15 protein-coding genes are annotated in these 24,820 nt (G+C 68.3%); 9 read left to right on the top strand and 6 right to left on the bottom strand.

From position 1 onward, the window contains the following. Positions 1–243 precede the first annotated feature (243 nt). Positions 244–1,707 carry a glycosyl hydrolase family 79 C-terminal domain-containing protein gene (locus tag ACTRO_RS42560; RefSeq protein ID WP_051450145.1) on the top strand — a complete coding sequence of 488 codons (1,464 nt, stop codon included), beginning with the start codon at positions 244–246 and terminating at the stop codon, positions 1,705–1,707. A 91-nt stretch (positions 1,708–1,798) separates the two neighbouring features. Here ACTRO_RS42560 and ACTRO_RS01745 read toward each other — a convergent pair whose 3' ends face one another. Beyond that, positions 1,799–4,903 carry a hypothetical protein gene (locus tag ACTRO_RS01745; RefSeq protein ID WP_034260702.1) on the bottom strand — a complete coding sequence of 1,035 codons (3,105 nt, stop codon included), beginning with the start codon at positions 4,901–4,903 and terminating at the stop codon, positions 1,799–1,801. A 538-nt stretch (positions 4,904–5,441) separates the two neighbouring features. On the opposite strand from ACTRO_RS01745, the gene ACTRO_RS42555 reads away from it, so the two are divergent. Further along, a complete protein-coding gene (locus ACTRO_RS42555; RefSeq protein ID WP_051450144.1) occupies positions 5,442–7,340 on the top strand; it encodes an arabinofuranosidase catalytic domain-containing protein in 1,899 nt (632 codons plus the stop codon). 75 nt (positions 7,341–7,415) lie between these two features. Here the strand turns inward: ACTRO_RS42555 and ACTRO_RS49370 are convergent, their stop codons facing one another. Beyond that, the gene (locus ACTRO_RS49370) at positions 7,416–8,687 is read right to left on the bottom strand and encodes a polysaccharide lyase family 7 protein (protein WP_051450143.1); all 1,272 of its coding nucleotides are present in this window, start codon (positions 8,685–8,687) and stop codon (positions 7,416–7,418) included. A gap of 568 nt (positions 8,688–9,255) precedes the next feature. On the opposite strand from ACTRO_RS49370, the gene ACTRO_RS01730 reads away from it, so the two are divergent. After that, the gene (locus ACTRO_RS01730) at positions 9,256–10,161 is read left to right on the top strand and encodes an arylamine N-acetyltransferase family protein (protein ID WP_063628187.1); all 906 of its coding nucleotides are present in this window, start codon (positions 9,256–9,258) and stop codon (positions 10,159–10,161) included. A gap of 35 nt (positions 10,162–10,196) precedes the next feature. Here the strand turns inward: ACTRO_RS01730 and ACTRO_RS42545 are convergent, their stop codons facing one another. Continuing rightward, a complete protein-coding gene (locus ACTRO_RS42545) occupies positions 10,197–11,396 on the bottom strand; it encodes an ROK family protein (protein ID WP_157435646.1) in 1,200 nt (399 codons plus the stop codon). A 134-nt stretch (positions 11,397–11,530) separates the two neighbouring features. Here ACTRO_RS42545 and ACTRO_RS01720 point away from each other — a divergent pair, with 134 nt between their 5' ends. The 4 genes from ACTRO_RS01720 to ACTRO_RS46650 all read left to right on the top strand — a co-directional run bounded on the left by ACTRO_RS01720 (position 11,531) and on the right by ACTRO_RS46650 (position 15,902). Then, positions 11,531–12,799: an MFS transporter gene (locus ACTRO_RS01720; protein WP_051450140.1), complete on the top strand. Its 1,269-nt coding sequence runs from the start codon at positions 11,531–11,533 to the stop codon at positions 12,797–12,799. Positions 12,800–12,954: 155 nt separating this feature from the next. Further along, positions 12,955–13,698, top strand: a complete 744-nt coding sequence (locus ACTRO_RS01715) for an IS5 family transposase (RefSeq protein WP_034272561.1) — start codon at positions 12,955–12,957, stop codon at positions 13,696–13,698. Between the two features lie 581 nt (positions 13,699–14,279). Then, on the top strand, positions 14,280–15,698 hold the full coding sequence (ltrA, locus tag ACTRO_RS01710) for a group II intron reverse transcriptase/maturase (protein WP_034260700.1): 1,419 nt from the start codon (positions 14,280–14,282) through the stop codon (positions 15,696–15,698). A 39-nt stretch (positions 15,699–15,737) separates the two neighbouring features. After that, positions 15,738–15,902 carry a hypothetical protein gene (locus ACTRO_RS46650; protein WP_157435645.1) on the top strand — a complete coding sequence of 55 codons (165 nt, stop codon included), beginning with the start codon at positions 15,738–15,740 and terminating at the stop codon, positions 15,900–15,902. Between the two features lie 78 nt (positions 15,903–15,980). Here the strand turns inward: ACTRO_RS46650 and ACTRO_RS46645 are convergent, their stop codons facing one another. The 3 genes from ACTRO_RS46645 to ACTRO_RS01700 form a co-directional block, all read right to left on the bottom strand. Next, positions 15,981–16,535, bottom strand: coding sequence for an SMI1/KNR4 family protein (locus ACTRO_RS46645; protein ID WP_157435644.1), 555 nt, complete (start codon positions 16,533–16,535; stop codon positions 15,981–15,983). Positions 16,536–18,282: 1,747 nt separating this feature from the next. Continuing rightward, positions 18,283–18,510 (bottom strand): hypothetical protein, encoded by a 228-nt coding sequence (locus ACTRO_RS48510; protein ID WP_211244044.1) that lies wholly within the window; start codon positions 18,508–18,510, stop codon positions 18,283–18,285. After that, positions 18,486–19,805, bottom strand: a complete 1,320-nt coding sequence (locus tag ACTRO_RS01700; protein WP_211244043.1) for a glycosyltransferase family 39 protein — start codon at positions 19,803–19,805, stop codon at positions 18,486–18,488. Before ACTRO_RS01700 ends, ACTRO_RS48510 begins: the two co-directional genes overlap by 25 nt. A 132-nt stretch (positions 19,806–19,937) precedes the next feature. On the opposite strand from ACTRO_RS01700, the gene ACTRO_RS01695 reads away from it, so the two are divergent. Both ACTRO_RS01695 and ACTRO_RS01690 read left to right on the top strand, forming a co-directional pair. After that, the gene (locus ACTRO_RS01695) at positions 19,938–20,708 is read left to right on the top strand and encodes a WXG100-like domain-containing protein (RefSeq protein ID WP_051450138.1); all 771 of its coding nucleotides are present in this window, start codon (positions 19,938–19,940) and stop codon (positions 20,706–20,708) included. Positions 20,709–20,713: 5 nt separating this feature from the next. After that, positions 20,714–24,814: an RHS repeat-associated core domain-containing protein gene (locus tag ACTRO_RS01690; protein WP_051450137.1), complete on the top strand. Its 4,101-nt coding sequence runs from the start codon at positions 20,714–20,716 to the stop codon at positions 24,812–24,814. Positions 24,815–24,820 lie beyond the last annotated feature (6 nt).

The raw sequence follows: 24,820 nt of genomic DNA, 5'->3' as shown, positions 1-24,820 counted from the left end.
GTTGCATGATGGTGAATGATCTCGTGCTCGAAAGTACGCGCGATCCCGAGGAGGGTCAATGCTCTGTGACCGAAAAGCCGAGTTCCGGAACCTGCGGGGCGTTCCGGAACCTGCGCCGGGTTCCGGAACCGAGCCCCTCCCCTCGCCGTCGTTGTGTTCATATATACGAACACTGGTCTCGCATATGAAACTTTGCCATCCGGCTACTTGCCAACACTCTTCGCCCGGCCGAGATTGAGGGCTGTGACACACCCACTGCCTTCACACAACTTCCGCCGCACCCACCTCACCGCACTCGCTCTGGCCATCGGCATCGCCGGTGCCACGATGTCGCCGGCCGGCGCCGCCACCACGGCGCCGGCCGTGACCGCCCAGGCCGCGGCCCTGTCGATCACCGTGCATCCGGACCGGCTCGGCAACGAGCTGCACCCCGGATTCGTCGGCCTCTCCTTCGGGGCGGCCACCATCGCAGGGGACGACTACGCGAGCACCGACCTCGTCGACTACCTGCGCACGCTCGGCCGCACCGGCGTGATCCGCGTCGGCGGCAACTCCGGGGACGCCACCTTCTGGACCTCCACCGGCGAGACCGCGCCGTCCTGGGCCACCAGCGGCACGATCACCCCGGACAAGCTGCGCCATCTCGCCGCCGTCGTGAAAGGCGCCGGCTGGAAGGTGATCCTCGCCGTCAACCTCAAGCACCCCGACCCGGGCAGGGCCGCGGACGAGGCGAAGTACGCGCGGGAGATCTTCGGGAGCTCGCTGCAGGCGATCGAGATCGGCAACGAGCCGAACTTCTACTACGACAGCGTCGACGCGTACTACGCCGACTTCGAGTCCTACGTCGCCGCGATCGAGCAGGCTGCTCCCGGCGTGGGCATCACCGGTCCGGACGCGGAGACCAACCACAGCTCGTGGCTCGGCTCGTTCGCCGCGCTCGAGGCCGGGCACCCCGACGTCACCGAAATCTCCGACCACACCTACCCGGCCAGCGCCTGCGGCGGCTCCACCCCGACCGTCGCGGATCTGCTGGGCACCGACGCAGTGCAGTACGAGACCGCGAACGCGCAGGCGGCGCTGAGCGCGGCCGCGCAGCTCGACGTCCCGGCGGCGATGACCGAGACCAACTCCGTGGTCTGCGCCGGCACGGCCGGGGTGAGCGACGCGTACGCCTCGGCGCTCTGGGCGCTGGACTACAGCCTGCTGATCGCGCAGCAGGGCATCGTCAACGCCGACTTCATGGACGGCACGAACGCGGCGGGATGCGACCCGTACACGCCGCTGTGCCCGACCACCGGCGACCTGACCGCCCGCCCGATCTACTACGGCATGCTCGCCACCGAACTCGTGGGCACCGGCCGCTTCGCCGCGATCGACGACCCGGACCAGGCCGACGTGCGCGCCTACGCGGTCAAGCAGGGCCACCGCCTGACGGTCGTGCTCGACGATGTCGAAGACCCGGCCGTGAACGGCCCGACCACCGTCAGCCTCAACCTCGGCGCCGCCTTCCGCTCCGGCCGAGTGACCCGGCTGACGACCTCGTCCGCGGCGGGCCTCTCGGCGACCACGGACATCACCCTCGGCGGAGAGCAGGTAGGCCCGCACGCCGCCTTCGCGCCACCGAAGTCCACGAGCGTCTGCGTGCACGGCCGCACCGCGACCGTCACCGTGCCCGCCGGGAGCGCCGCGATCATCCAGTTCGACTGACACGCGCTGCTCCGCGAAGCGGGACGCAGAGGCGATCGGGGCATCGGCCGGGTGGTGGCCGATGCCCCGATCGCTTGTCTCAGACTGCTGATCAGTTCATGATGCCGAACCCGTCGAGCGTCGAGTACGTGCCGGACAGCTTCGTCACGGTGATGCTGTGCGCGCCGGATGCCAGCCCGGTGACGGTGTACACCGCCACGTTGGCGTGCCGGGTGCCATCGGAGGGCACGGTGCTGACAGTGACCTGGGTGCCACCGTCGATGCTGACCCCGATGTTCCCCTGATCGGTGTACTGCTCACCGAACACCTCGACGCCGGTGCCGGTGAACTGCAGAGTGGCTGTCGAGCCGTTCGCGGTGGCGTAATGCACATCATTCTGATAATCGCCATACCCGCGACCCGAGGAGTAGGAGAAGCCACTGTAAGCGATCGATGAATCGGTGTCGTTGAGCCGCGTCGGGTTGAGCACCTCGAAACCGTCGAGAGTGCTGTATGTCCCGGACAGCTTCGTCACCGTGATGGTGTGGCTGCCGGCGGCGAGGCTGGTGTTGGTGTACACCGCCACATTGGCGTGCCGGGTGCCGTCGGACGGCACGGTGCTGACGGTGACCTGGGTGCCACCGTCGATGCTGACCCCGATGTTCCCCTGATCGGTGTACTGCTCACCGAACACCTCGACGCCAGTGCCGGTGAACTGCAGAGTGGCTGTCGAGCCGTTCGCGGTGGCGTAATGCACATCATTCTGATAATCGCCATACCCGCGACCCGAGGAGTAGGAAAAGCCGCTGTAAGCGATCGACGAGTCGGTGTCGTTGAGGCGGTTCGTGGTGGTCGACGGCGTGCCGACGGTGATGCTGGAGGCCGACGCTCCCGAGGGCAGCGGAACGATCAGGAAGCCGCCGGAGAGGTAGGTCACGCCGGTCGCCTGGGTGCCGTTCACGTATACCGGGGTGCTGCTGGTGAATCCCTCCCCCGCGACGAACGCCTGGCTCCCGGCGCTGTTCGCCGCGCGGTAGAAGATCTGCGGGGTGATGGCGGATGCGGGCCAGCTCGCGTAAGAGTTCGATCCCGCCGCGCTGAGCAGGCTGTTCGGTATGACGCCGGGTCCGGGGTTCTGGGCGATGGCGGTGTTGCCGCTGGCGTTCGAGTCGATCGTGGTCGAGCCGCAGCCGTAGGCCTGGGTCGAGCCGGAGAAGTAGTCGCCGGTCACCCAGAAGTGGCCGGTCGGGTTGCAGCCGCCCTGCGACTGGACCCCGCCGGTGGCGAACGCCGCGTCGCCCTGCCAGTTGATCCACTCCGAGCCGGCGTCGTCGTAGTAGGTGGCGGTCGGGGTCGAACCGTCGTAGGAGACGTTTCCGGTGGCCTGCAGACCCTGGGCGAGCGTGGCCGAGGAGTTGATCGTGCCGTCCGAGTTGTAGACGTACTGGGCCTGGTGGCCCTCGGCGTAGATCGCGCCTCCGTCCGAGCGCTTGAGCAGGTAGTCGTGCATGACGTTGTCGCTGATGCTGTTGTCCTCGTTGATGTTCGTCGAGTACTGCGAGGACGGCGGCTCGGGGTTGCTCGGGTTGCTCGGGTCCTGGACGTACTGGTCGACGTGGCCCTCCACGACGCCGGCCGTGATCGCGGTGTACGGCAGGTCGTACAGGTCGTTGTGGGTGATCTTCGTGTTCCGGGAGAACAGCAGGGTGATCCCGCACGCCGAGGTGTAGTCGGTGCCGACGTTGTGGATGACGTTGTTCGTGACGACGGCCCCGGTCAGGATCTCGTTCGCCCCGATCGAGTCGCCGCCGACGGCTGACGGGTTGGTGGTGCAGTTCGCCTTGATGCCCGCGGCCTCGGACGAATCGAGCGGGTTCGGGTCGTAGGTGCAGCCCAGCAGGATCCCAGTGGAGGCGATGTCAGTGAACTCGTTGTCCTCGACCAGGGCATTGGCCGAGCCGTAGGAGAACCCCAGGCCGGCGCCGCCGAGTTCCGCGAACCGGTTGCCGCTCAGGGTGATGTCGTTCGCGGCGCTGAAGGCGACGTTCGCCAGCGGCTGGGTGAGCGAGCCCCAGGGGCAGGTACCGGCAGGACTGGAGAAGCTGCACATGCCCTGGTTGTTCGCGCCGGTGATGCGAAGGTTGCTCTGCACGTCAGCGAAGCCGGCAGTCGTCGACGGGCTGTTCCAGGTGGCGTAGGAGAACTGCAGGCCGCTGAAGGTCAGGTCGTGCAGCGGTGCGGCCAGGGTTCCCCCGCCGGTCACCAGCGACTCCAGGTGCGGAAGCTCCACGTCCAGGCCGCTCATCGATCCGGACGGCGGGTCGTAGTAGAGCGTGCTGCCGGCCGTGTCCAGGAACCACTGGCCCGGGTGCAGCAGCGCCTGGGCGTCCTCGATCAGCGTGGGCATCTGGCTCGTCGACATCGACGGCAGCCCGCCGCTGGCGTGGCTGTAGCCGGCCCGATTGGTGGCGTCGGTCCAGCACGGCTGATCCATGGTCAGCGTGCCGGCGCTTGCGGAGAAGCTCGCCACCCGGCAGCGCGACTCGGTCCAACTCCCGTTACCGCCCGGGTAGTCGAACTCCACCGCGGAGATCTGCGCGGCGGTCAGCGACTTGAACCAGCTCATCGCGCCGGCGTCGCTGCTGATCGTGTACCCCGTCGACGAACCGGACCAGCCCCCGGACATGCCCAGAGCGCTCGGCGTGGCCTGCGCGACCGGCACTTCCTGGCCGTTGACGTAGAGCTGGCGGCTGTTGCTGCCGGATGGGACGTGCGCCGACCACACAGCACTCGTGCCGACCTGGGTCCACGCGGTGACCTGGTTGGCGCCGGAGATCACGGGATGCGCGCCGGGCGCGGCTTCCCACACCACCGGGTGCCCGGCACTGCCGGAGTCCGCCGCGGTGAACGCCCATGTGCTCGACAACCGGTAGGTTCCGCCCCCGAGCTGAACCGTGACGTCGGCCCCCGGGTTCGCGGCGAGGTACGTGCGCACCGCGGATTGCGCGTCCGTCAACGTGCACGGCGCGGCCTGCGTGCACGCGGCGCCGGCACTGGCCGACGCGGAGGCGTAGAGCGTCGTCGACGCTGCGGCGTGCGCCACCGACGCACTGGCCAACGGCAGCGCCGCGACCGCGACGGCGACGGCCAGCGCCGAGGCGCCGGCTCTGCCGATCGCGCGGCCGAGAGGGCGCGGGAGCGGAGTTCGTTGCGACATAGCGTGCAAGAGCCTTTCTATGTAGAGAAGAACCCTCGCCAGCGCATACGCGACGCAGCCCGGTTGCCGACGACGTGTCAGATGTGAGGGGACGTGGGTGGCCCGGGCCGCCACCTCAGGTCCCGCGGTGGAACGACCCGATGAATCCATTGAGATCTTCGGCAGACCTCGATGCTTAGCTGGGATGGAGGTTAGATTGGCGAGGGCCGCTCGTCAATACATCCGATGTAAGTCCAGTGCGCCTCAGGAGCCTGGCGGGCTCGACGGGCGCTCGACCGGCCTCGAGCGCCACACCGCGGAACCGGAACATCCGAGCTCCGCACTCGACGTTCCGACGAGATCAGTCAGAAGCGGCCGCGCCAGGCGGGGACTCCGCCTCGCCACGGCCGATATTGTGCAAAGCAGCCTTCGATGCTCGTCGAATTCCTCCCATGTTTCTCTTGACTCGCACGGAACCCCGACTGAGTATGTGTGCTGCATCACGGCGTAGCGCCGCGGTGGCCACTTCCTTTCCGCGCATCTCGACGAAGGAGTCTTCGTGCACTGGATATCCGCGAGCAGGCGGCGGCTGCGGGCGTTCGTGGCGCTCCTGCTCACCGTGGCCGTGGCGATCGCCGTCGCCGTGTTCGGGACCGCCGCGCCCGCCGTCGCCGCGACGTCGCAGCCGTGCGACATCTACGCCTCCGGCGGCACGCCGTGCGAAGCGGCGTACAGCACCACCCGAGCCATGTTCACCGCGTACAACGGTCCCCTTTACCGGGTCCAGCGCGCTTCGGACAGCACCTATCTGAATGTCGGCCTCGCATCCGCCGGCGGGGTCGTGAACGTGGCGCCGGAGAATGCGTTCTGCGCCGGAACCGCGTGCACCATCACAGAGCTCTACGATCAGACCTCTAACGGCAACAACATGCCGATCTCCGCGGGCACCTCGTGCTCGGGCTGCTCGAGCGGCATCGGCGGGCCGGGCGCGAACGGCGCGGACATCGGCTCCCCCGCGCTCGCCCTGCCGGTCACGATCGGCGGCCAGCCGGCCTACGGCGCGGTCTTCGACGCGCAGGGCACGGGCTACCGGATCGACAACGCGAAGAACGTCCCCACCGGCTCACAGCCCGAGGGCATCTACCTGCTCACCTCATCGAACCTCACCAGCAACGGCTGCTGTTTCGACTTCGGCTCGGCCGAGGCGAACAACAGCGACGACGGCAACGCCACGATGAACGCGATCTACTACGGCACCGACTGCTGGACGCAGAACTGCTCCGGACCGGGGCCCTGGGTCGGCGGTGACCTGGAGAACGGCATGTACTTCAGCAACACCGGCGCCAACCCCGCCTCGATCCCGAGCGAGAAGGGGTCGTTCGTCACCGCGTGGGAGAAGAACAACGGCACCACCAACTTCACGCTGAAGTACGGCAACGGCCAGTCCGGCGGCCTGAACACGAGCTACTCCGGTGCCCTGCCCAACGGCTACAACCCGATGAAGGTGCAGCCCTCCATCGAGCTCGGTACCGGGGGCGACAACAGCATCTGGGGAGATGGAGAGTTCTTCGAAGGCGCCGTCACCGCCGGCTACCCCTCCGACGCGACCGAAACCGCCGTGCAGGCCGACATCGTCGCGGCCGGCTACGCCCACAACACCACGTTCGTGCCTTCCACCGAGTCCGTGGTGAGCCTCAAAGCCCACGCCAACGGCGACTACGTCGACGCGGCCAACAGCAGCACCTCGGTGATCGCGAACGCCACTTCGATCAGCACGGCAGAGACCTTCGACCTGATCACCAACCCCGACGGCAGCGTGAGCCTGCGAGCCCACTCCGGCAACGGCTACGTCGACGCAGCCAACAGCGGCACGTCACTGATTGCGAACGCCACGTCGATCGGCACAGCGGAGACCTTCGACCTGATCAACAACTCCGACGGCAGCATCAGCTTCCGCGCCCATGCCGACAACGACTACGTCACCGCCGAGAACGCCGGCGCTGCCCCGCTGATCGCGAACCGCACCGCGATCGGCCCGTGGGAGGAGTTCGACCTCGTCCGCGACACCGCCACCGTCAGCTTCCGGGCCCACGCGAACAACGACTACGTCACCGCGGAGAACGCCGGGGCATCCGCGCTGATCGCGAACCGCACCGCCATCGGCCCGTGGGAGACCTTTGATCTGGTCGGCAACGCGGACGGCAGCGTGAGCCTGCACGCTCACGCCAACAGCGAGTACGTCGACGCGGCGAACAGCAGCACGTCGGTGATCGCGAACGCCACGTCGATCGGCACGGCGGAAGCCTTCGACCTGATCACCAACTCCGACGGCAGCGTGAGCCTGCGCGCCCACTCCGACGGCGACTACGTCACGGCGGAGAACGCGGGCGCCTCGGCGCTGATCGCGAACCGGACTGCGATCGGACAGTGGGAGGAGTTCGACCTCATCTACGACTGAGGCGCCTTCCCGGCCGCGCGAGCACGCAGACGGTCGGCCCTGGGCGGGATCGCTTCGCCCAGGGCCGACTCCAGCTCAGCTGTGGGAGATGCCGAGCGCGTAGAACTCAACCCGCGCGCCGACCGTCGAACTGCTGCCCGAGGTCTGGTCGTAGTCGCCGGCCTTGAAGTACATGCCGTAGCCGTTGAACGTGGACGACGCGGTCCAGGTGCGGGCCGCCGCGCCGTTGATCGACAGGCTGATGGTGCTGCCCGCCAGGCCGATCGTGTAGCTCCACTGGGTTCCGAGGGGCACGTTGGCGATGTCGTAGACCACTTCGTTGCCGCCCGCCGGCGTCTGCTCGATGCCGATCTCGATCTCGCCGTTGGAGTGGTAGAACAGCTCCAGCAACGGCTTGGTGGATCCGCCGGAGCCGAGGTGGATCTGCCCGACGCACACGCTGCCGGGCACCGTGGTGGCCTTGAGGGTGGCGCTGAGCTTGTTGGTGGTGCCGGCGGCGAACCAGTTGGCCGCGGCTCCGCCGGCGGTCATCTCGCGCAGTTCGGAGCGGGAGTAGTTGGAGTTGGGCGTGGTGACGCCGTTCTCCGGGTCCCAGAAGGTCATCGAGCCGTCGGTGCCGGTGTAGAAGTACGAGTCCTGGAACCCGTTGTCCCCTTCGAGCTGGGACGGCAGGATCGTGGTGGGGTCGCCGGCCGAGCCGGTGGGCAGCTGCAGCTCCCAGAGGGACAGGTCGAAGTTGCCGCCGGGAGCGACCGACGGGTCGAGCCCGGACGTGCCGCCACCGCTGCCGCTGCCGGTGGGCATGACCCACTGCTGGTTGGCGGTGTCGCCGCAGGTCCAGATCTGCGCCTGCGTACCGGAACCGCCGTAGCCGGTGTCGTCCAGGCACTTGCCGGAGTTGGTGTTGAGCAGCTCGCCGTTGGACTGCGGCTGCCAGAGCTGCGCGGCCGTGCCGTTGCAGGTGTAGATGTCGACCACGGTCCCGTTGGCGGTGCCGCCGCCGGTGGGTCCGAGGCACTTGCCGAAGACCGTCACGTTGCCGCCGCTCAGCGTCCACGTCTGCGCGGCGGTGCCGTTGCAGGTGTAGACGTCGACCGGGTTCTTGTTCGCGGTGCCGGCCGACTTGTCGTCCAGGCACAGGCTTTCGTAGCCGGTGATCGGTCCGCTGGTCGTCGCGGCGGCGGTGACGGCGGTGGGTGCGGGCGCGCTCGCCTGGGCGCTTGCGGCCCACGAGGCGTTGAGTGCGGCGGCGGCCAGGGTGCCGACGGCGAGCGCCGCGAGCGGAGTGCGGCGGAGCCGCGGGCCGGCGGAGGTGCCGGCCGGGTCGTCGGGATGGGCTGCATCCATCGTGGAAGATCCTTTACGGGGGGTCCGGTGGGTTTCTGGACGGTTGGAACGAACCCTGATGGCTCAGGGGCGATCCGACCTGCGCGGCGGCCGTGGGAAAGCCGAGTCGCCGGCGACGCCGTCACTCCGGGCGGCGGCGGGCGTGCCGGGTGTCGCCGCGATGCGCGAGCTTCGCGCCGCGGCGCGGCCGCCGTGGGGTCGCGGCCACCGAGTCACAGGTCAAGGGAGATGCGCGCCTCAGGCGGCGCAAGTGATTCCGGCCGCTCGCGTAGACGGTCGGAGTGCGGCACTCATGCTGGCATGTGTTCCGCAGGTTGGCAAGAGTTCATATATATGAATTCGATTTCAGTCGCTGAACTCTGATGACGCCGTTGCGCAGGGTGGCCTTATCCCGGATGCCTTGACGCTGCCCGAGGGCGGGATTACAGTCCGGCCCATCACCTGAAAGGTAACCTTCCTTACTCGGCGGACTCGCGTACGCCGAGAAGCGAGAAGGACATCCGACGAGAAAACACCAACCCGAAATCCCCTGGGTTGCGGGCACTCGGAGGCGCTAGTGTTCGGGACCATGATCCCGGAGACGTCCAGCCACCCCGCGTGGGTCGCGCCCTATCTGACCAAGCTCGGCTTCGACGCCGCGGAATCCCTCGGGGCGCCGACGCTCGAGACCCTGCACAGGCTGCACCGCGCGCACGTCGAGCGCATCGCCTTCGAGAACATCGACATCCAGCTCGAACGCCCTCAGGGCATCAGCCCGGAGGAATCCATAACCCGCATCCTCGCGGGCCGAGGCGGCTACTGCTTCAACCTCAACAATGCCTTCGCCTCGCTGCTGACCGCGCTCGGCTATGACGTCACGCTCCACCGCGGGCAGATCAACGGCAGCGTCGAGCGCGCGAAGACCCCCGACGAGTACGGCACGCACATGGCGCTCACCGTCGTGATCGACGGCGAACGGTGGTCGATCGACGTCGGCCTGGCCAACTCGCACCACGAGCCGATCCCGCTACGGGAGGGCGTCCACGTCCAGGGCCCCTTCACCTTTCGGTTGCAGGCGCTGCCGGAGATCGGGCCTGACGTCTGGCGGTTCTTCACCGACCCGGTGCAGAAGACCTTCCACAGCATGGACTTCACGCTCGCGCCGGCCGTCTGGGAGGACTTCAGCGAGTATCACGCTGATCTCTCGGCGTCGCCGCAGTCCCCGTTCGTCCAGACCTGCGAGCTCTTCCGCCGCGACGCACTCGGGACCGACTTCATCCTCAACGACGAGTTGCACCGTGACGATGCAAGCGGGCGTACAACCCGCATCCTGACGTCCGCCGAGGAGTGGTTCAAGGTCGCGGAGGACGTGTTCCGGCTGAACCTGTCGGCCATCGGCGACGAGGACCGTGCGGCGATGTTCGATCGCATGCAACGTGCCGAGGAGGCTTGGCGCGCTTCGCAGCGGGCGGCCGCGCAGGCGAAGAGCTCCTGACAGAGCGTGGTGTGGAGTCGGCCCTGGCGATCAACTCAGCTCCGAGTAGCGGCCAGGGCCTCGATACGCGCGAGATGCACGGCGCCGCGGATGTCGGCGTCGGGGCCGAGGGCGCCGGGGACGAGTTGGAGTGCGGCGGCGACGGCCGGAGCGCAATAGCGTTCGATCTGCTCGGTCAGCCCGGCCAGCACGTGCCGTCCCGCGCCGCCGAGGGCGCCGTCGAGGATCAGTAGGCCGGGGTTGAGGAAGGTGCACACGTCCGCCAGCGGGCGTCCCAGAATCCGGCCGACCTCGCGCAGGACACGGGCCGGCGCCGGCTCGTCGGCGTCTGCCATCCGCAGCACCTCACTGAAACTCAGGGGCCTGTCGTAGGCCTCTTCCATCAGCTCCAGCAGGGGCTTGCGGGCTCGCGCGGCCAGGCATCCGCGGGCTCCGCAGGGGCACAGCGGCCCGTCGTCCTCGATGTGGATATGCGCGACCTCGCCGGCGAACCCGGAGACCCCCCGGTACACCTGGCCGTCCAGCACCAGACCCGCGCCGACGCTGCGCTCGCCGAGCTTCAGATACAACTGGGTCCGGCTGCCGCGTCCCGCGCCGGCGTGGGCCTCGCCGAGGGCGCCGAGGTTCGCGTCGTTCTCGATGATCACGGGGATGCCGAAGCGGTCGGAGAGGGCGGCGGCCGGGTCGGTCTTCAACCATGGCGCGTAGCCCCGGTAGGGCTTGCCCTCACCGGTCGCGGAGTCCGCACCGGCGCCGGCTTGAGCCGGTCCGGGGATCGCCAGCCGACCGGGTGGCAGGCCGACACCCCGCTGGAACGGGGCCGGGACACCGAGGACGATCTGGTCCACCGGCCCGTGCGAGCCGCTGAGGAACCGCCAGGCCGGCTCGAGCAGTGCGGGATTCGACGTATCCGCGCTGGCCTTGATGTCGTCGCGGGCGAGGATGGTGCCGCCGTAGGTCGCGATCGCTGTGTGCAGGCGCCCGTGCGTCCAGATGACGATGCCGAGGGCGCGTCGCGGACCGGTCGGGAGCAGCAGCGTGGCCCGGCGGCCGAGGCGTGTCGCCGATCCGGGATCGGGTTGCGCGGTGCGCTCGGCCACCGCGCCCGCCCGCAGCAACGCCGTCGCGGCCGTGGTCACGGTGCCCAGCGGCAGTTCTAGCAGCGCCGCGAGTTCGGCGCGGGTCATCCCGTCACTCGCCTCGACCGCGCGCAGGACCCTTTCCGACGCGTCCACGCGCGCCTCCACTTCTCATGATTCCGCTAAATCTAGTGCGGCGGATTTCCGCACTGCCTCAGCAGAATTCCTGCCCTATGCTCCAGCTAGGGCGCCTGCCGGGGCGCTGCATTTCGCTGATATCAGGAGAATAGATGCCCGGGTCGCCGACCGCAACCATCGATCAGCCCGTGGCCGGGCCCCGCGGAGGTTCGCCGTTCGGCGCGCTCGCCTTCCGGCCGTACCGCTGGTGGTTCCTGAGCCAGATCACCTCGGCTTCCGGCGGGATGACGCAGTCGGTGGCCACGTCCTGGATCGTGCTGCAGACGACCGGCAGCGCGATCGCCCTCAGCACCCTCTCGGCGGCGGTCATGCTGCCGAGCCTGTTGTGCGGCGCGTGGTGCGGCGCGCTCCTGGACCGGATAGACCGTCGCAGAGCCCTCATCGGAACGCAGAGCCTGCTCATCGTCTTCAGCCTCCTGATGTACCTGCTGCTGGCGGCGCACGCGCTCGGCTACTGGTCGATCCTGGCCATCGCGGCGGCCAACGGCCTGGTCAACGCGCTCGACGGCCCGGCCCGGCAGATATACGTGCTCGACCTCGTCGGGCGAGAGAGGCTCACCAGCGCCGTCAGCCTCTACGAGGTCATCCTCAACACCTCGCGCGTGCTCGGCCCCGCGCTCGGCGGCGTCATCCTGGCGTTCCTCGGACCGGGCGCGTGCATCCTGGTCAACGCGGCCTCGTATCTCGCACCCCTGGCAGTCCTGCTGGTGCAGAAGCCAGCCGTGGCGAGCGCCGCGAAGGCCACCGAGCCCGGCCGCGCGCGCAGCCGCGGCGCCGCGCGAGCCGGTCTGCGCTACGCCTGGTCAGTGCCGTCGATCCGCTCCTGCCTGCTGATCGCCGCAGCCAGCGGGGTCCTGTTCAACTCCAGCGTGCTCTTCCCGCTGTTCGCCGACCGCGTCTTCCACCTCGGCGCCGGCGGCTACGGTGCGCTGCTGTCGGTCTTCGGAGTCGGCGCCCTGCCCGGCGCCCTGCTCGCCGCGCGCGGGGACGAGCCCACCGGCCGTCAGGTCGCGCTGCTGAGCGCACTCACCGGCGTCTGCACCGTCGCGACCGCCTGCGCCCCGGACCCCGTCACGCTCTACCTCGGCATGGCCACCGTCGGCTTCAGCTCGATCTGGATGATCGCCCGCGCCAACACGTTCGTCCAGCTGCGCGCCGCACCGGCCATGCGCGGCCGCGTGATGGGCGCCTGGACCATGGCGTTGCCCGGCGCCTCGCCCCTCACCGGCCCCACGGTCGGCACCCTCGCCGACGAGGCTGGCGCCCGCCTCGCCCTCGCCTGCACCGGCCTCGCCATGATCGGCATCGTCTCCGCCTCACGCCGCGCGCTCACCCGCGACACGCCACGCCCGGCCCGCTGAACCGCGAGTCCTGCGATCTCAGTAGTAGTGCCGCCTTAGGAGTGGAATCAGAATGAGGTCCCCAGACTCGGGAATGACGGCGCGTCAGCGCGTGTTGATCCGGCCCGGAGGGGGTGGTTGCGGCCGAGACTCGTGGCGGGCGCAAGCCGTGGGAGATCGACGATGGCCTGTGGGAGCGTGTGGGGCCGTTGTTGCCGGTGGTCGAGCGGCGTTTCCGGTTTCCGGGGCGCCGGCGGCTCGATGACCGCCGGGTGCTGTGCGGCATCTTGTTCGTCCTCTATACCGGCATCCCCTGGCGCTACCTTCCGAAAGAGCTTGACTTCGGCTCCGGGATGACCTGTTGGCGGCGGCTGCGGGAGTGGAACGATGCCGGGGTATGGCAGTGTCTGCACGAGTTGCTGCTTTCCGAGCTGCGGGCCGCCGGCATGCTTGATCTCTCCCGAGCGTCAGTCGACTCCAGCCATCTGCGGGCGATGAAAGGTGGTGCGGCTACCGGCCCGTCGCCGGTGGATCGGGGCAAGACCGGCAGCAAGCACCACCTGATCGTCGAGGCCCACGGCATCCCGCTGGCCGTGACCCTCACGGGCGGCAACCGTAACGACGTGACCCAACTGCTCCCGCTGATTCATGCCGTCCCGCGGATCCGGGGCAAACGGGGGCAGCCGCTGCGCCGCCCGAAGCACCTCTACGCGGATCGCGGCTATGACCACGAGAAGTACCGTGACCAGGTCCGGCGTTTGGAAATCACCCCGCACATCGCCCGACGTGGAACCGCGCATGGCTCCGGCCTCGGGGTTCACCGCTGGGTCGTCGAAGGCGCGATTGCACTCCTGCACTGGTTCCGTCGCCTGCGCATCCGCTGGGAGATCCGCGTGCGCCACGAGGCGCTGTGTGTTTAACCGAGCGGGGGTGAAAGGACCCCGCCGCCCGATTGTCGCAGCATTCGGGTTGAAGCTGAGGGCAGTCTGACCCGGGAGACGCTGGGGAGGGCGGGAAGCAGCCCTGACAACGACGGGACGCATTGGTACTGCCAGACGGTGCGGGTCCGGCAAGCGAGACGAGAAGGTGTACGAGAGGAACCAGTGTTAATGCCCCGTAAGCCCAGTACCGGCTCCAACCTGGTGGATATGGGCCGGGTTTGCAGTGGCGTGGCCGCCGTGTGGTCGGGTGGCCAACTCCGAAGCCGGACAGCGGATGCCGGTGGGGAGGCCACGGTGAAGGTCTGCGGCGTAACCGTGGCGATGCTGCCGGGGCTCAGCTGGGCACCTCACTCGTCGATCGGCACACAGCGAACGTGGGAACCGTCTGCGGTCGCCCTACCGTCCGGGCAGCCAGTCCGGTCGGGGGCGGGCCCGTCGTCGGCTGACGGCCGCAGGTGGGACGGAGGCCTCGTAGTAGTCCGAGCGGAGGAAAGCTCCGTACATGGCGAAGGGGGCCAGCAAGTCAGCAGTAAGGACACTGGAATGCCTGGAGGCCGTTGGTGAATACCGATGAACTGGACGAAGCCGTGTTTCGGGCGGAGCGCCGGGTACAGGAGATCCAGACCAAGCTGCACCGTTGGGCGACCGACGATCCCGATCGCCGGTTCGATGATCTGTACAACCTGGTGTGTGACCCGGGCTTCCTGCTGGTGGCCTGGGCTCGCGTGCGGGGCAATAAGGGAGCGCGCACGGCCGGGGTAGATGGTGTGACAGCCTTCTACATCGAGGCCGTGCAAGGGGTCGAGGCGTTCCTCGACCGGCTGCGGGCCGAGGTGAAGGACCGCAGTTTCCACCCGGTCCCCGTGCGGGAACGGATGATCCCGAAACCGGGGACGACCAAGCGTCGTCGCCTCGGGATCCCGGCCCTGCGCGACCGGGTGGTCCAAGGCGCTCTCAAGCTGGTTCTGGAGCCTGTGTTCGAGGCGGATTTCCTCCCGTGTTCCTACGGGTTCCGCCCCAAACGCCGGGCCCATGACGCCGTGGCCGAGGTGCACTACTTCACCTCCCGCTCTTATGAATGGGTTGTGGAGGGGGACATCAAGGCGTGCTTCGACGAGATCTCGCATTCGGCCCTGATGGGACGCATTCGCAAACGAATCGGAGACAAACGGGTCCTGGCCCTGGTCAAGGCGTTCCTCAAGGCGGGCATCCTCACCGAGGACGGCACGCTCGCGGTAACCAGGTCCGGTACCCCGCAAGGTGGGATTCTCTCCCCCGTGATCGCCAATGTGGCGCTGTCGGTCCTCGATGAACACTTCGCCGAGTACCGGCTCGATAGAAGCGCGCTGGCCAAACGGCGCCGCCATGGTCTCCCGAACTGCCGCCTGGTCAGGTATGCCGATGACTGGGTACTGGCGGTGTCGGGGAACCGGAACCACGCCCAGGCCCTGATGGCGGAAGCGGAGGAGGTCCTGTCCACGATGGGCCTGCGCCTGTCGCCGGAGAAGACCTTGATTACCCACATCAACCAGGGCCTCGACTTTCTCGGGTGGCGCATCCAACGTCACCGCAAGCGAGGCACGACCCGGCACTACGTCTACGTCTATCCGGCCAAGAAGGCGCTGGCCGCCGTTACGGCCAAGATCAAGGCACTGTGCCGGCAGGGCAAGAACCTGCCACTGGAAGCCCTGCTGCGTCAGCTCAACTCGATGCTGCGTGGCTGGACCGCCTACTTCCGGTACGGCTGCTCCAGCAAGACCTTCGCCTACGTGAGGGCCTACCTGTGGCGCCGGGTCTGCGGATGGCTGCGACGCAAACACCCGAAGACCACCTGGAAGGAACTGCGCCGCCGCTTCACGAACGACGGCTGGTGGCCCGCCGACGGAGAGGTGGTCTTGTTCAACCCGGCGAAGGTAGGCACCAGACGCTACCTCTACCGGGGAACCAAGATCCCCGCTCCCTGGCCCAGAGGTGCATAAGGGAAGACATCCCGCCCAACGGGGCTTGTGGAGAGCCGGATGCTCGGTGACGGGCACGTCCGGTTCGGAGGGCGGGCCGGGGAAACGGGCTGGTGGGAACACCAGCGCCGCGCCCCGGTCCGACCCTACGACGACATCCACCAGGCCTTCATCGCCCTCGGCTGCGCCATCATCTGCTGGCGGCGCCTGAAGACCTCGCTCTGATGCCAGTTCTCGCGCTGCTCGTCGGCTCGGATCATGTAGAGGATGAGCCGAAGCCAGTCCGCCTTACCGCGAGCGCCATCAGTCCAAGAGGTCCGGCCAGGGATCCTGGAGGGTGTTGACGATCTGTTCGTTGACGAACCGCACCGGGCGACCCGGCGCCGAGCCGATCATGGACATCGCCTGGTCGTCGACGGGGGCCGTCAGGACCTGGAGTAGGAGCTCGGTCATGCCGGGCGGACGTGTGATCCACTCGGTCATCCCGCGGTCCCAGATCACGATCGGCCATGCGTCGGGATCGGCCACGTCAACAAGCCAGAATGCGTCATCCCCGGCGATGCTCGTGCCCCATCGGATAAGGCCAGGCCGTGCGGGATATGCGGGATAGGGCGGCGTGCCACTGCCTCCCCGACTGTGCTCGCGAAGCCACGCGAGTCCACCAGCCAGGCCCTCGGTCGCAGCGGCCACCGCGGCCCGATCCGGGCCCGCTGGCGCGAAGACATGCAGCGAGTCATTGAACGACCCCACGCCATAGTGCCTGAGGAACCGCTTGTAATCGCGGGGAAAGCCGACACCCCACGCGGCCTCCACGCTCGGCCAGTCGATCAACTCATCACGCCCGAACTCCGGAGACACGAGTCGAAGTAGCTCGTCAAAAGCGCCGCCCTGCATTCTGCCGCCCTCCCAGCGCCAGCTGACCAGCGCGCATCAAGCCTTTCAAGCCACTCACAGATCTGTGCCTGACATCCTCGGCCGCGAGCGCGTTCAGCGCAATAAGATCACCGCCGGAACCACATCAGCGGGCCCCTCAGTGGTTGTGGCGCCCGTGCATCCGCTGGGAGTCCGTGCCGTATCCGCGGAGCCATCGTCAGCTTCGGCTGCGCCGTGAAGACCTCATTCTGATTCCAGTCCTTACTGCGAGCTGATGATCGGCTAAGTGCTCGTGGGGTGTGGTGGCCTGTCGGGTCGGGGTGGTCGTCGTGGTGGGCGCGGCCGCTTCGCGTCGCCTGGTTCGTCTGTCCACGCCCACCCTTTGCGTTGACGGGGCGGGCTGCAGTTTCAAGACGAAAATCGCCGCTGGCAGGCCCTTCCTCGGAGAGATGCCGGGGCCTGTGGGGTGCTGGCGTTGGCGGGGCGGGCTGGGGTTCGGGGTGGTCGGGTACCGGGGGTGGGTTCTCTCCTCGGCCGGTCCCCGGAGGCAATCAGGAACCTGCCGGGAGGTCAAGCGGCGGAGATTTGCGCTCATGCTAGATCTTGCATCGCGCCGCTTGACCTCCCGGCAGAACCCTGACCGGGCTTCGCCTGCCCGACCGAGGAGAGAACCCACCCCCTGAGGGATCGGTGCGAGCTGCGCTCGGGCCGAGTCCCGACCGTGGCCCGGCCGCGCCCGATCCGGAAGAATCCTGCATCACCGTTCTGGGCCGCTGCCTTCTCCTCTACTCCTTCAACGCCGGGGAGCTCGCCCGAGTGCCCGGAAATCTATAGAATTTTTGCTTATCGAGTGAAAGCCTGATTCACAGCTTTTGTCGGTAGTGGCGGCTAGCATGGAAGAGTACGAGGGTCGGAGCTTGTGACGGGAGGGTGGTGGACGGGATGGCTGGGCAGATGACGTCAGGGGTGTGGCCGAAAGCGGTGCAGGATTTCCCCTCGACGTGCGACCGAGCCACACGACCCGAGCACCGACGCCTTCACACGGATCAAGGTTCCGGATGCCCGGATCAGACCGATGCAGGATCCTTCCGCATTGAACGTGGCCGGCCCGCGGGATTCTGCAGCGAGGTACGGGACCGGGGTCGACAGCATGACGGCGATGCACGATCCAGCATCAAGCGCGACCCGAGCACCGACCCCATCGCACGGATCAAGCATCGGGATGATCGGATCAGGTGATGCAGAATCCTTCCGCATCGAACGCGACCGGGCCACCGGCCGGGACCCGGCCCGAGCGCAGCTCGCACCGATCCCCCAGGGGGTGGGTTCTCTCCTCGGTCGGGCAGGCGAAGCCCGATCAGGGACCTGCCGGGAGGTCAAGCGGCGCCATGCATGATTCATCAGCGCAAACCACCGCCGCTTGACCTCCCGGCAGGTCCCTGATTGCCTCCGGGGACCGACCGAGGAGAGAACCCACACCCGACACCCGACCACCCCGAACCCCAACCCGCCCCACCAACGCCAGCACCCACACGACCCCGGCAATCTCTCCGAGGGAAGGCCTGCCAGCGGCGCTTTTCGATCTTGAAACCCCAGCCCGCCCCGCCAACGCAACGGGTGGGTGGGTGGTCAGACGAACCGGGCGACGCGAAGCGGCCGCCCGCACTCCGACGACCACCCGACTCGACACACCACCACGCCCCACCAACACCCAGCCGATCACCAATTCGCGCTAGTAGTAGTGCCGCAGCGTCGGCCACAGCACCGACCAGGGCTTGGCCGGGGCCGCGCAGAGCCAGATCTGCGTTGCCGCCTCCTCGTTGTCGAGCCCGTAGCCGTTGTCTTGGTGCGCGAGGACGGTGCAGCCGGTGAAGTCGTCGAGAAGGTAGGTGTTCGCAGGGTCCGTCTTCTCGCGGATGAGGACGACCGGGCCGGTCATCGCGTCGGACGGGGGCCCCACGAGTAGTACGACATGTGCCCAGAGTACGGCTGGGGCAGACCGTAGCGGTCGCCGTAGAACTCGACGGCGCCGGCTTCCCCGTAGTTCTCAGCCAGGATCACGGCCTTGGCTCGCTCCCCCGGCGGTATCTGCTGCCACACCTGCGCGACCGTCGCAGTGAGGTTCGGCCACCCGACTTGCTCGCCCTGCTCCTTGTTCAGCGCGAGGATCGGACCGTTGAGCGCGCTCGCGGGCACGATCGGCAGCCCCGCGAGCAGCGAGATCACCGCGCCGATGGCGAATGCCGCGTACACGGCGGTGCGCGTTGCCGCACCCGCCCGCTGCACCGTCCGCAGCGTGGCCGGCGCACCCGCGGCCACGAACACGAGCAGCATCGGGATTGGATAGTAGGGCTTTCCGCCTGAGGCCAGCAGTTCTACGCACAGCATCAGATAGGCCAGCGGGAACGCACGCGCCCAGCGCACGTCCGGGTCCCGCCACAGGCGCAGACCGCCGGCGATCATCGTGGGGACCAGCACAGGCGAGATGTACAGGAGCTGATCGGGGACGAACTGGACGCGGTTGCTCGCGCCGTCCTTGGCGCTGATCCCGCCGGCCACAGTCAGCAGCGGCCAGCCGTTGCGCGCCTGCCACACCAGCATGGGCAGCGCCATCACGACCGCGAGCCCCACGCCGAGTACCGGCCACCAGCCCGCCAGCATGCGCCGCGGCCCCACCGCGAGCACTGCGGCCACGAGCGCGACCGCCAGCAGGGGCACCAGCCACTTGTTGTACATGCCGAGCGCGAACACGGCGCCGATCGCGATCCACCAGCGTCTCTCGCCGGTGCGCAGCATGCGCAGCACCAGCCACGCCAGGACCAGCCAGGCCACCAGGTCGAGCGTGGGGGTGGCGAACATGTGCGTCACCCCGAGGATGAACCCTGACAACGCGGTGCAGGCCCCGGTGAACGTCTGCGCCGCACCGTTCCCGCCCAGTTCACGAGCGATCAGCGCCGCGACGAGCACGGCTACCGCACCGCACACGGTGGCGGCCACCCGCAGCCCGGCAGGGCTCTGACCGAACACGGCTGTCGAGGCCCGCGCGATCAGCGGCGTCAACGGGGGCTGATCCACATAGCCCCACGCGAGCCGCTTCCCGGCGGCCAGAAAGTACAGTTCGTCGCGATGGAACCCGTAGCGGCCCGACAAGGCGCTCAGCACCGCCGCCTGCACGAGAACCACCACGGCCACCGGCTTCGCCGCGAACCGCTCGAGCACCGGCCTGCCCGGCTCCGGTAGATCCTGCGCCGTCATCACACACCCTCCCCCAGCGGCCGTTCCCCCCGGCCGCGCAGTAAATCAGTTCACGGTGATGTCGCCTCTAGCCATACGCTCCGCTACGCTCGGAAACAGACTACATACTTACCTGCATCGGGGGCGGGGTAGATGTCGATCGTGCTTCCGTCGGAGTTGGCCTGGGTGCTCAACATGCTCGGGTTCAACTGGCCGAACATCGACGAGGACCAGATGCGGGACGGGGCGTCCAAGCTGCGGACGCTGGCCGGGGAGCTCAACGACAAGCACGGCGGGACGGCCTCGCAGATCTCGTCGATGCTGGAGAACAACTCCTCGGAGGCGATGCGGGAGTTCGGGGTGTTCTGGAAGATGCTCTCGGGCAAGCACCTGCCCGACGTGATCAAGGGGCTCGACCTGCTGGCCGAGGCGCTCGAGGTGGGCGCGGACGTGATCGTCGGGATGAAGACGGCCTGCATCGTGCAGATCGGCGTGCTGGCCGCGGAACTGCTGGCCGACCAGGCCGCGGCGGCGGTGACCTTCGGGGCGGCGGAGGCGGCGATCCCGGAAGAGGTCGCGGCCACCGACGGGATCCTGGACGAGATCGTGCAGCAGGCCAAGAACCAGGTCGTGGGATACGTCGAGCAGGTGCTGCTCGGGCCGCTGTTCGACGCGGCCAAGGGCGCGGCCGAGAACATCGCGACCCAGCTGGTCGGGGACGCCATGGGGGTCCAGTCCGGATTCTCGCTCTCCGCGGTCGGCTCGGCCGCGACGTCGGGGGCGGAGACCGGGCTTCAGGGCATCAAGAACATGGCCACCGACCCCGGCGGGGCGCTCAACCAGGCCTTCAGCATGCCGCCGATGGGCCAGGGCGGGCACGGGAGCGGCTCGGACGAGGGCGGCACGTCCGGCGGGGAGGAGTAGCACCCATGTCAGAGGGCGATATCAGCGCCAGCCCCGACGATATCCGCGCGGTGGTGCCCGGGTTGATGGATCTCGCGCAGACCCTGCAGCAAGCCGGGAGCACGCTCAAGGAGATCAGCAGCTCGGTCAAGGCGTCGATGTCCGGCGACTCCTCCGGCGCGACCAAGGCGATCAGCGAAGGGGCCGAAGACGTCACCGGCGCGGTGGGCGACGGCCTGTCGGAAGGCGCCCGGGTGATGGAGGGCGCCGGCAATCGACTGCACAACTACGCCGGCAGCCTCGACGCCACCGAAGCGGACATCGCCGATCACTTCAACGGCATCCACGCGGGGTCGGAGGACGACTTCGGCCACGGCGGCTCCGGCGGCTCCGGCGGGGGCCGCGAACGGCCTGGCGGCGACGACGATCCAGGGCTGGATCCGGAGAAGAACAAGGAGGCCACGCCCACCTCGCTGTGCACCAAGGCCGGCGAGCCGGTCGACGTGGTCTCCGGTCAGCTCATCATGCCGGTGATCGATCTGGAGTTGGATGCGCTGTTGCCGCTCCGGCTCTACCGCGTGTACTGCTCCCAATACCGCGACGGGAGCTGGTTCGGCACGTCGTACTCCTCGACGCTCGACCAGCACGTCGCGTTGACGGGCGACGGCCTGAGGTACTGCGACGAGGACGGCGCGGTCCTCTCCTACCCGGTCCCGATGACGTCCGGGGAGGCCGTGTTGCCCGATGCGGGCGCACAGTGGCCGCTGGTGTGGGATCGGAGGGCCGAGGAGATCCTGATCCGGGACCCGGACGCGGGGCTGGTCCGGCGGTTCCCGACGGTCGGCGCGGGCTCCGTCTTCCCGATCGGCTCCATATCGGACCGCAACGGCCACACCGTCACCTATCAGCGCTCGGCTTCAGGGGCGCCGAGCGCCGTCGCGCACTCCTGCGGCTACCGCGTCGTCATCGACCTGGTCGAGACGCCGGCTGGCACCCGAGTGGGCGCCCTCCGAGTCCCTGCGGACGACATCGCAGCGGCCGCGCGCGGTGAAACGATCGCCGTCAGCATCTTCGAGTACGACGACGCCGGCCGGCTGGTCGGTCTGCGCGACGAATCCGGCCGGCCGCAGGTCTTCGAGTACGACGATCACGACCGTCTGATCGCCTGGACCGATCGGCTCGGCTTCCGGTACGGCTACGTGTACGACGAACAAGGGCGCGTCACTGCCGGGCTGGGCGATGGCGGTGTGCTCGACTCGATGTTCGAGTACGACGAGGCCGCGCGGCGCACGACCGTCACCGACTCGCTCGGCCAACCCATGGAGTACCACTACGACGCCCACTACCGCGTCGTTCGCACCGTGGACGCCATCGGCGGCACCACCACCTGCGAGTTCGACGCGCGGGGCCGGATGACGGCGAATACCGACGAGATCGGGCGCACCACCCGCACGCAGTACGACGAGCACGGGCAGCCGCTCGTCGTTGCCCGGCCGGACGGCAGCATCCTGAGCTTCAGCTATACCGCGCAGCGTCAGGTGGAGAAGATCACCGACCGCGGCCTGACCGCCTGCCGCTTCGAGTACGACGAGCGCGGGAACATCGTGGCGATCACCGACCTCTTCGGCTTCGTGGAGCGGCGCACCTACAACGAGGAAGGCCGGCTCACTTCGGTCACCGACCCGGCCGGGCACACGCGCGCCTATATCTGCAATTCGGCAGGACTCGTCACCGCCGTCACGGACCAACTCGGGCGCACCAGCCACACCGCGTACGACGCCTACGGCCGGATCGTGGCGATCACCGACGTGCAGGGCGTCACCGAGTTCTACCGGCTGTCGCTGGACGGCAACCTGCTCGAGTGGGTCCACGGCGACGGTTCGCGCGAAACCTTCGGGTACGACGCGGAGGGCAATCTCGTCGAGCACGTGGACCCGATCGGCGCTTCCACCCGCTTCACGATCGGGCCGTTCGCCACGATGACCGAGCGGGTCAATCCCGACGGCGACGTCCACCGCTTCCGCTACGACACCGAGTTGCAGCTGATCGCGCACTCGCACGGCGATCTCGAATGGACCTACCGGTATGACACGGCCGGTCACCTGATCGGCGAGACGGACTACAACGGCCGCTCGCTGACGTACCGACGTGACCAGGCCGATCAGCTCCTGGAGATCGACGATGGGCGCGGGCACGTCACCGGATTCGGCTACGGCCTGCTCGGCGAACTGATCCGGCGTCAGGACGCCGACGGCGCAGCGACCGAGTTCGAGTACGACGATCTCGGCCGAGCGATCCGGGTGCGGTCGGCGTGGGCGCCTGGATCCACGCTGGGTGCCCTATCGAGCAGCACCATCGAGTACGGATACGACCGGGCCGGGCGCCTGGTGCGCGAGACCGTGGACGGATTCACCACCGGCCGAGGCTACGACGAGCTGGGCCGTCGCGTCACCCGCACGCTGCCCAGCGGCATCATCTCAACGGTCGGGTTCGACCAGCTCGAACAGCCCGCCGAGGTGTCCGTCGGCGACCACCGGATCCGCTTCGGGTACGACGTCCTGGGCAGGGAGGTCACCCGCTTCCTCGACGCGGGCGCCGTGCTCAGCCAGAGCTGGGACGCCTCGGGGCGGCTGAACCGGCAGCGGCTTTGGTCGGAGCGCTCCGGCGGCCCGGCGACCCCCATGCAGGAGCGCACGTTCCACTATCGCGCCGACAACATGCCAGAGGCCGTCGACGATCTCCTGCGCGGCCGCCGCGAGTTCGAGTTGAGCCCGGCCGGCCGGGTCCTGACCGTGCGTGCGGCGCAAGACGGGGCGCCGCAGGAGGAGCACTACAGCTACGACGCCTTGGGCAACATCCTCTCCGCCCGCGACTCCCGACTGGCCGCGACCGATGCCGATCCGGCAGGCGAGCGCGTGCACGAGGGCACACTGCTGACCCGTGCGGGCCGCAACACGTATACGTATGACGAACACGACCGGCTCGTTTCCCGCACGCTGCGCACGCTCTCGGGCACGCGGCTGGAGTGGCACTACACCTGGAACGACCAGGACCAGTTGACGCGTGTGGACACTCCAAGACGCGGCAGCTGGTCGTACGGCTACGACCCGTACGGCCGACGCGTCGTCAAACAACGGGTAGGTGCCGGCAACGAGGACCACGCCGACGAGGTCGTCGAGCACTACCGGTTCATCTGGGACGACGACCGGATCGCCGAGCAGATCCACACCGACGCCTCAGGCCAGGTCCGCAGCACCACCTGGGACTACCTCCCCGGAAGCTTCGAACCGGTATCCCAGACCGAACGGATCTGGCACGGCGAGGCCGGACAGAGCGAGTACGACGAACTGTTCTTCGGCATCGTCACCGACCAGGTCGGTGCCCTGGCCGAGCTCGTGACGCCCGACGGGCGGATCGCCTGGGCCGCGAGGACCACGCTGTGGGGCCGACGTGTCGCGCCCGCGGTCGCCCCGCACGGCTACAGCCCGCTCGGCATGCCGGGCCAGTACCACGACGAGGAGAGCGGCCTCGCCTACAACCTGTTCCGATACTACGATCCGGCGACTGGACGCTTCCTGAGCGCCGACCCGCTCGGCCAGGCGGCCGGCGCCAACCCGCACGGCTATGTACCCAACCCGATGGCGTGGCTCGACCCCTACGGCCTCATCGGCACGCGGCCCAAGACCCGCGTGCCGGTCGGGGAAGGCGGCTACTACAAGGGTCTGCAGCCCGCCAACTTCCCCCCGACCCATCCGCGTACGAGCACCGACTACGAGATCAACCACGTCCCCCCGCAAGCCGCGTACAAGGGAATCCTGGATCTCGGGTCCGGCAAGCGCGTGCCGTACGGCCCGGCCATCCGCATGGAGTACGACGACCACCGCAAACTCAAGAGCACCGACCCCAGCCTGGCCGGCGACGCGTACCGGGCCAAGCTGCGCAGCCTGGTCCAGCAGGGCAAGTTCGACGAGGCGATGAAGATGGACCTCGACGACATCCGCGCGAAGTACCCTGGCAAATACGACGCGGCCATCGACGAGATGATCAAATCGATGAAGACGAACACGAAGTTGACGGACGCGCTGAAGGCCAAGAACTGGAAGATCCGTTACTGCAAGCTCAAGTAGAGATGC

It is taken from the genome of Actinospica robiniae DSM 44927 (assembly GCF_000504285.1).
Classification (GTDB): Bacteria; Actinomycetota; Actinomycetes; order Streptomycetales; family Catenulisporaceae; genus Actinospica; species Actinospica robiniae.
This window is presented reverse-complemented; position numbering and strand designations above follow the sequence as displayed.

Coding starts and splice junctions, on each gene's coding strand:
- ACTRO_RS01745 (WP_034260702.1), bottom strand. CDS start 4,903: ATGTCGCAACGAACTCCGCTCCCGCGCCCTCTCGGCCGCGCGATCGGC.
- ACTRO_RS49370 (WP_051450143.1), bottom strand. CDS start 8,687: ATGGATGCAGCCCATCCCGACGACCCGGCCGGCACCTCCGCCGGCCCG.
- ACTRO_RS01730 (WP_063628187.1), top strand. CDS start 9,256: ATGATCCCGGAGACGTCCAGCCACCCCGCGTGGGTCGCGCCCTATCTG.
- ACTRO_RS01720 (WP_051450140.1), top strand. CDS start 11,531: ATGCCCGGGTCGCCGACCGCAACCATCGATCAGCCCGTGGCCGGGCCC.
- ACTRO_RS46650 (WP_157435645.1), top strand. CDS start 15,738: ATGCTCGGTGACGGGCACGTCCGGTTCGGAGGGCGGGCCGGGGAAACG.
- ACTRO_RS01700 (WP_211244043.1), bottom strand. CDS start 19,805: ATGACGGCGCAGGATCTACCGGAGCCGGGCAGGCCGGTGCTCGAGCGG.
- ACTRO_RS01695 (WP_051450138.1), top strand. CDS start 19,938: ATGTCGATCGTGCTTCCGTCGGAGTTGGCCTGGGTGCTCAACATGCTC.
- ACTRO_RS01690 (WP_051450137.1), top strand. CDS start 20,714: ATGTCAGAGGGCGATATCAGCGCCAGCCCCGACGATATCCGCGCGGTG.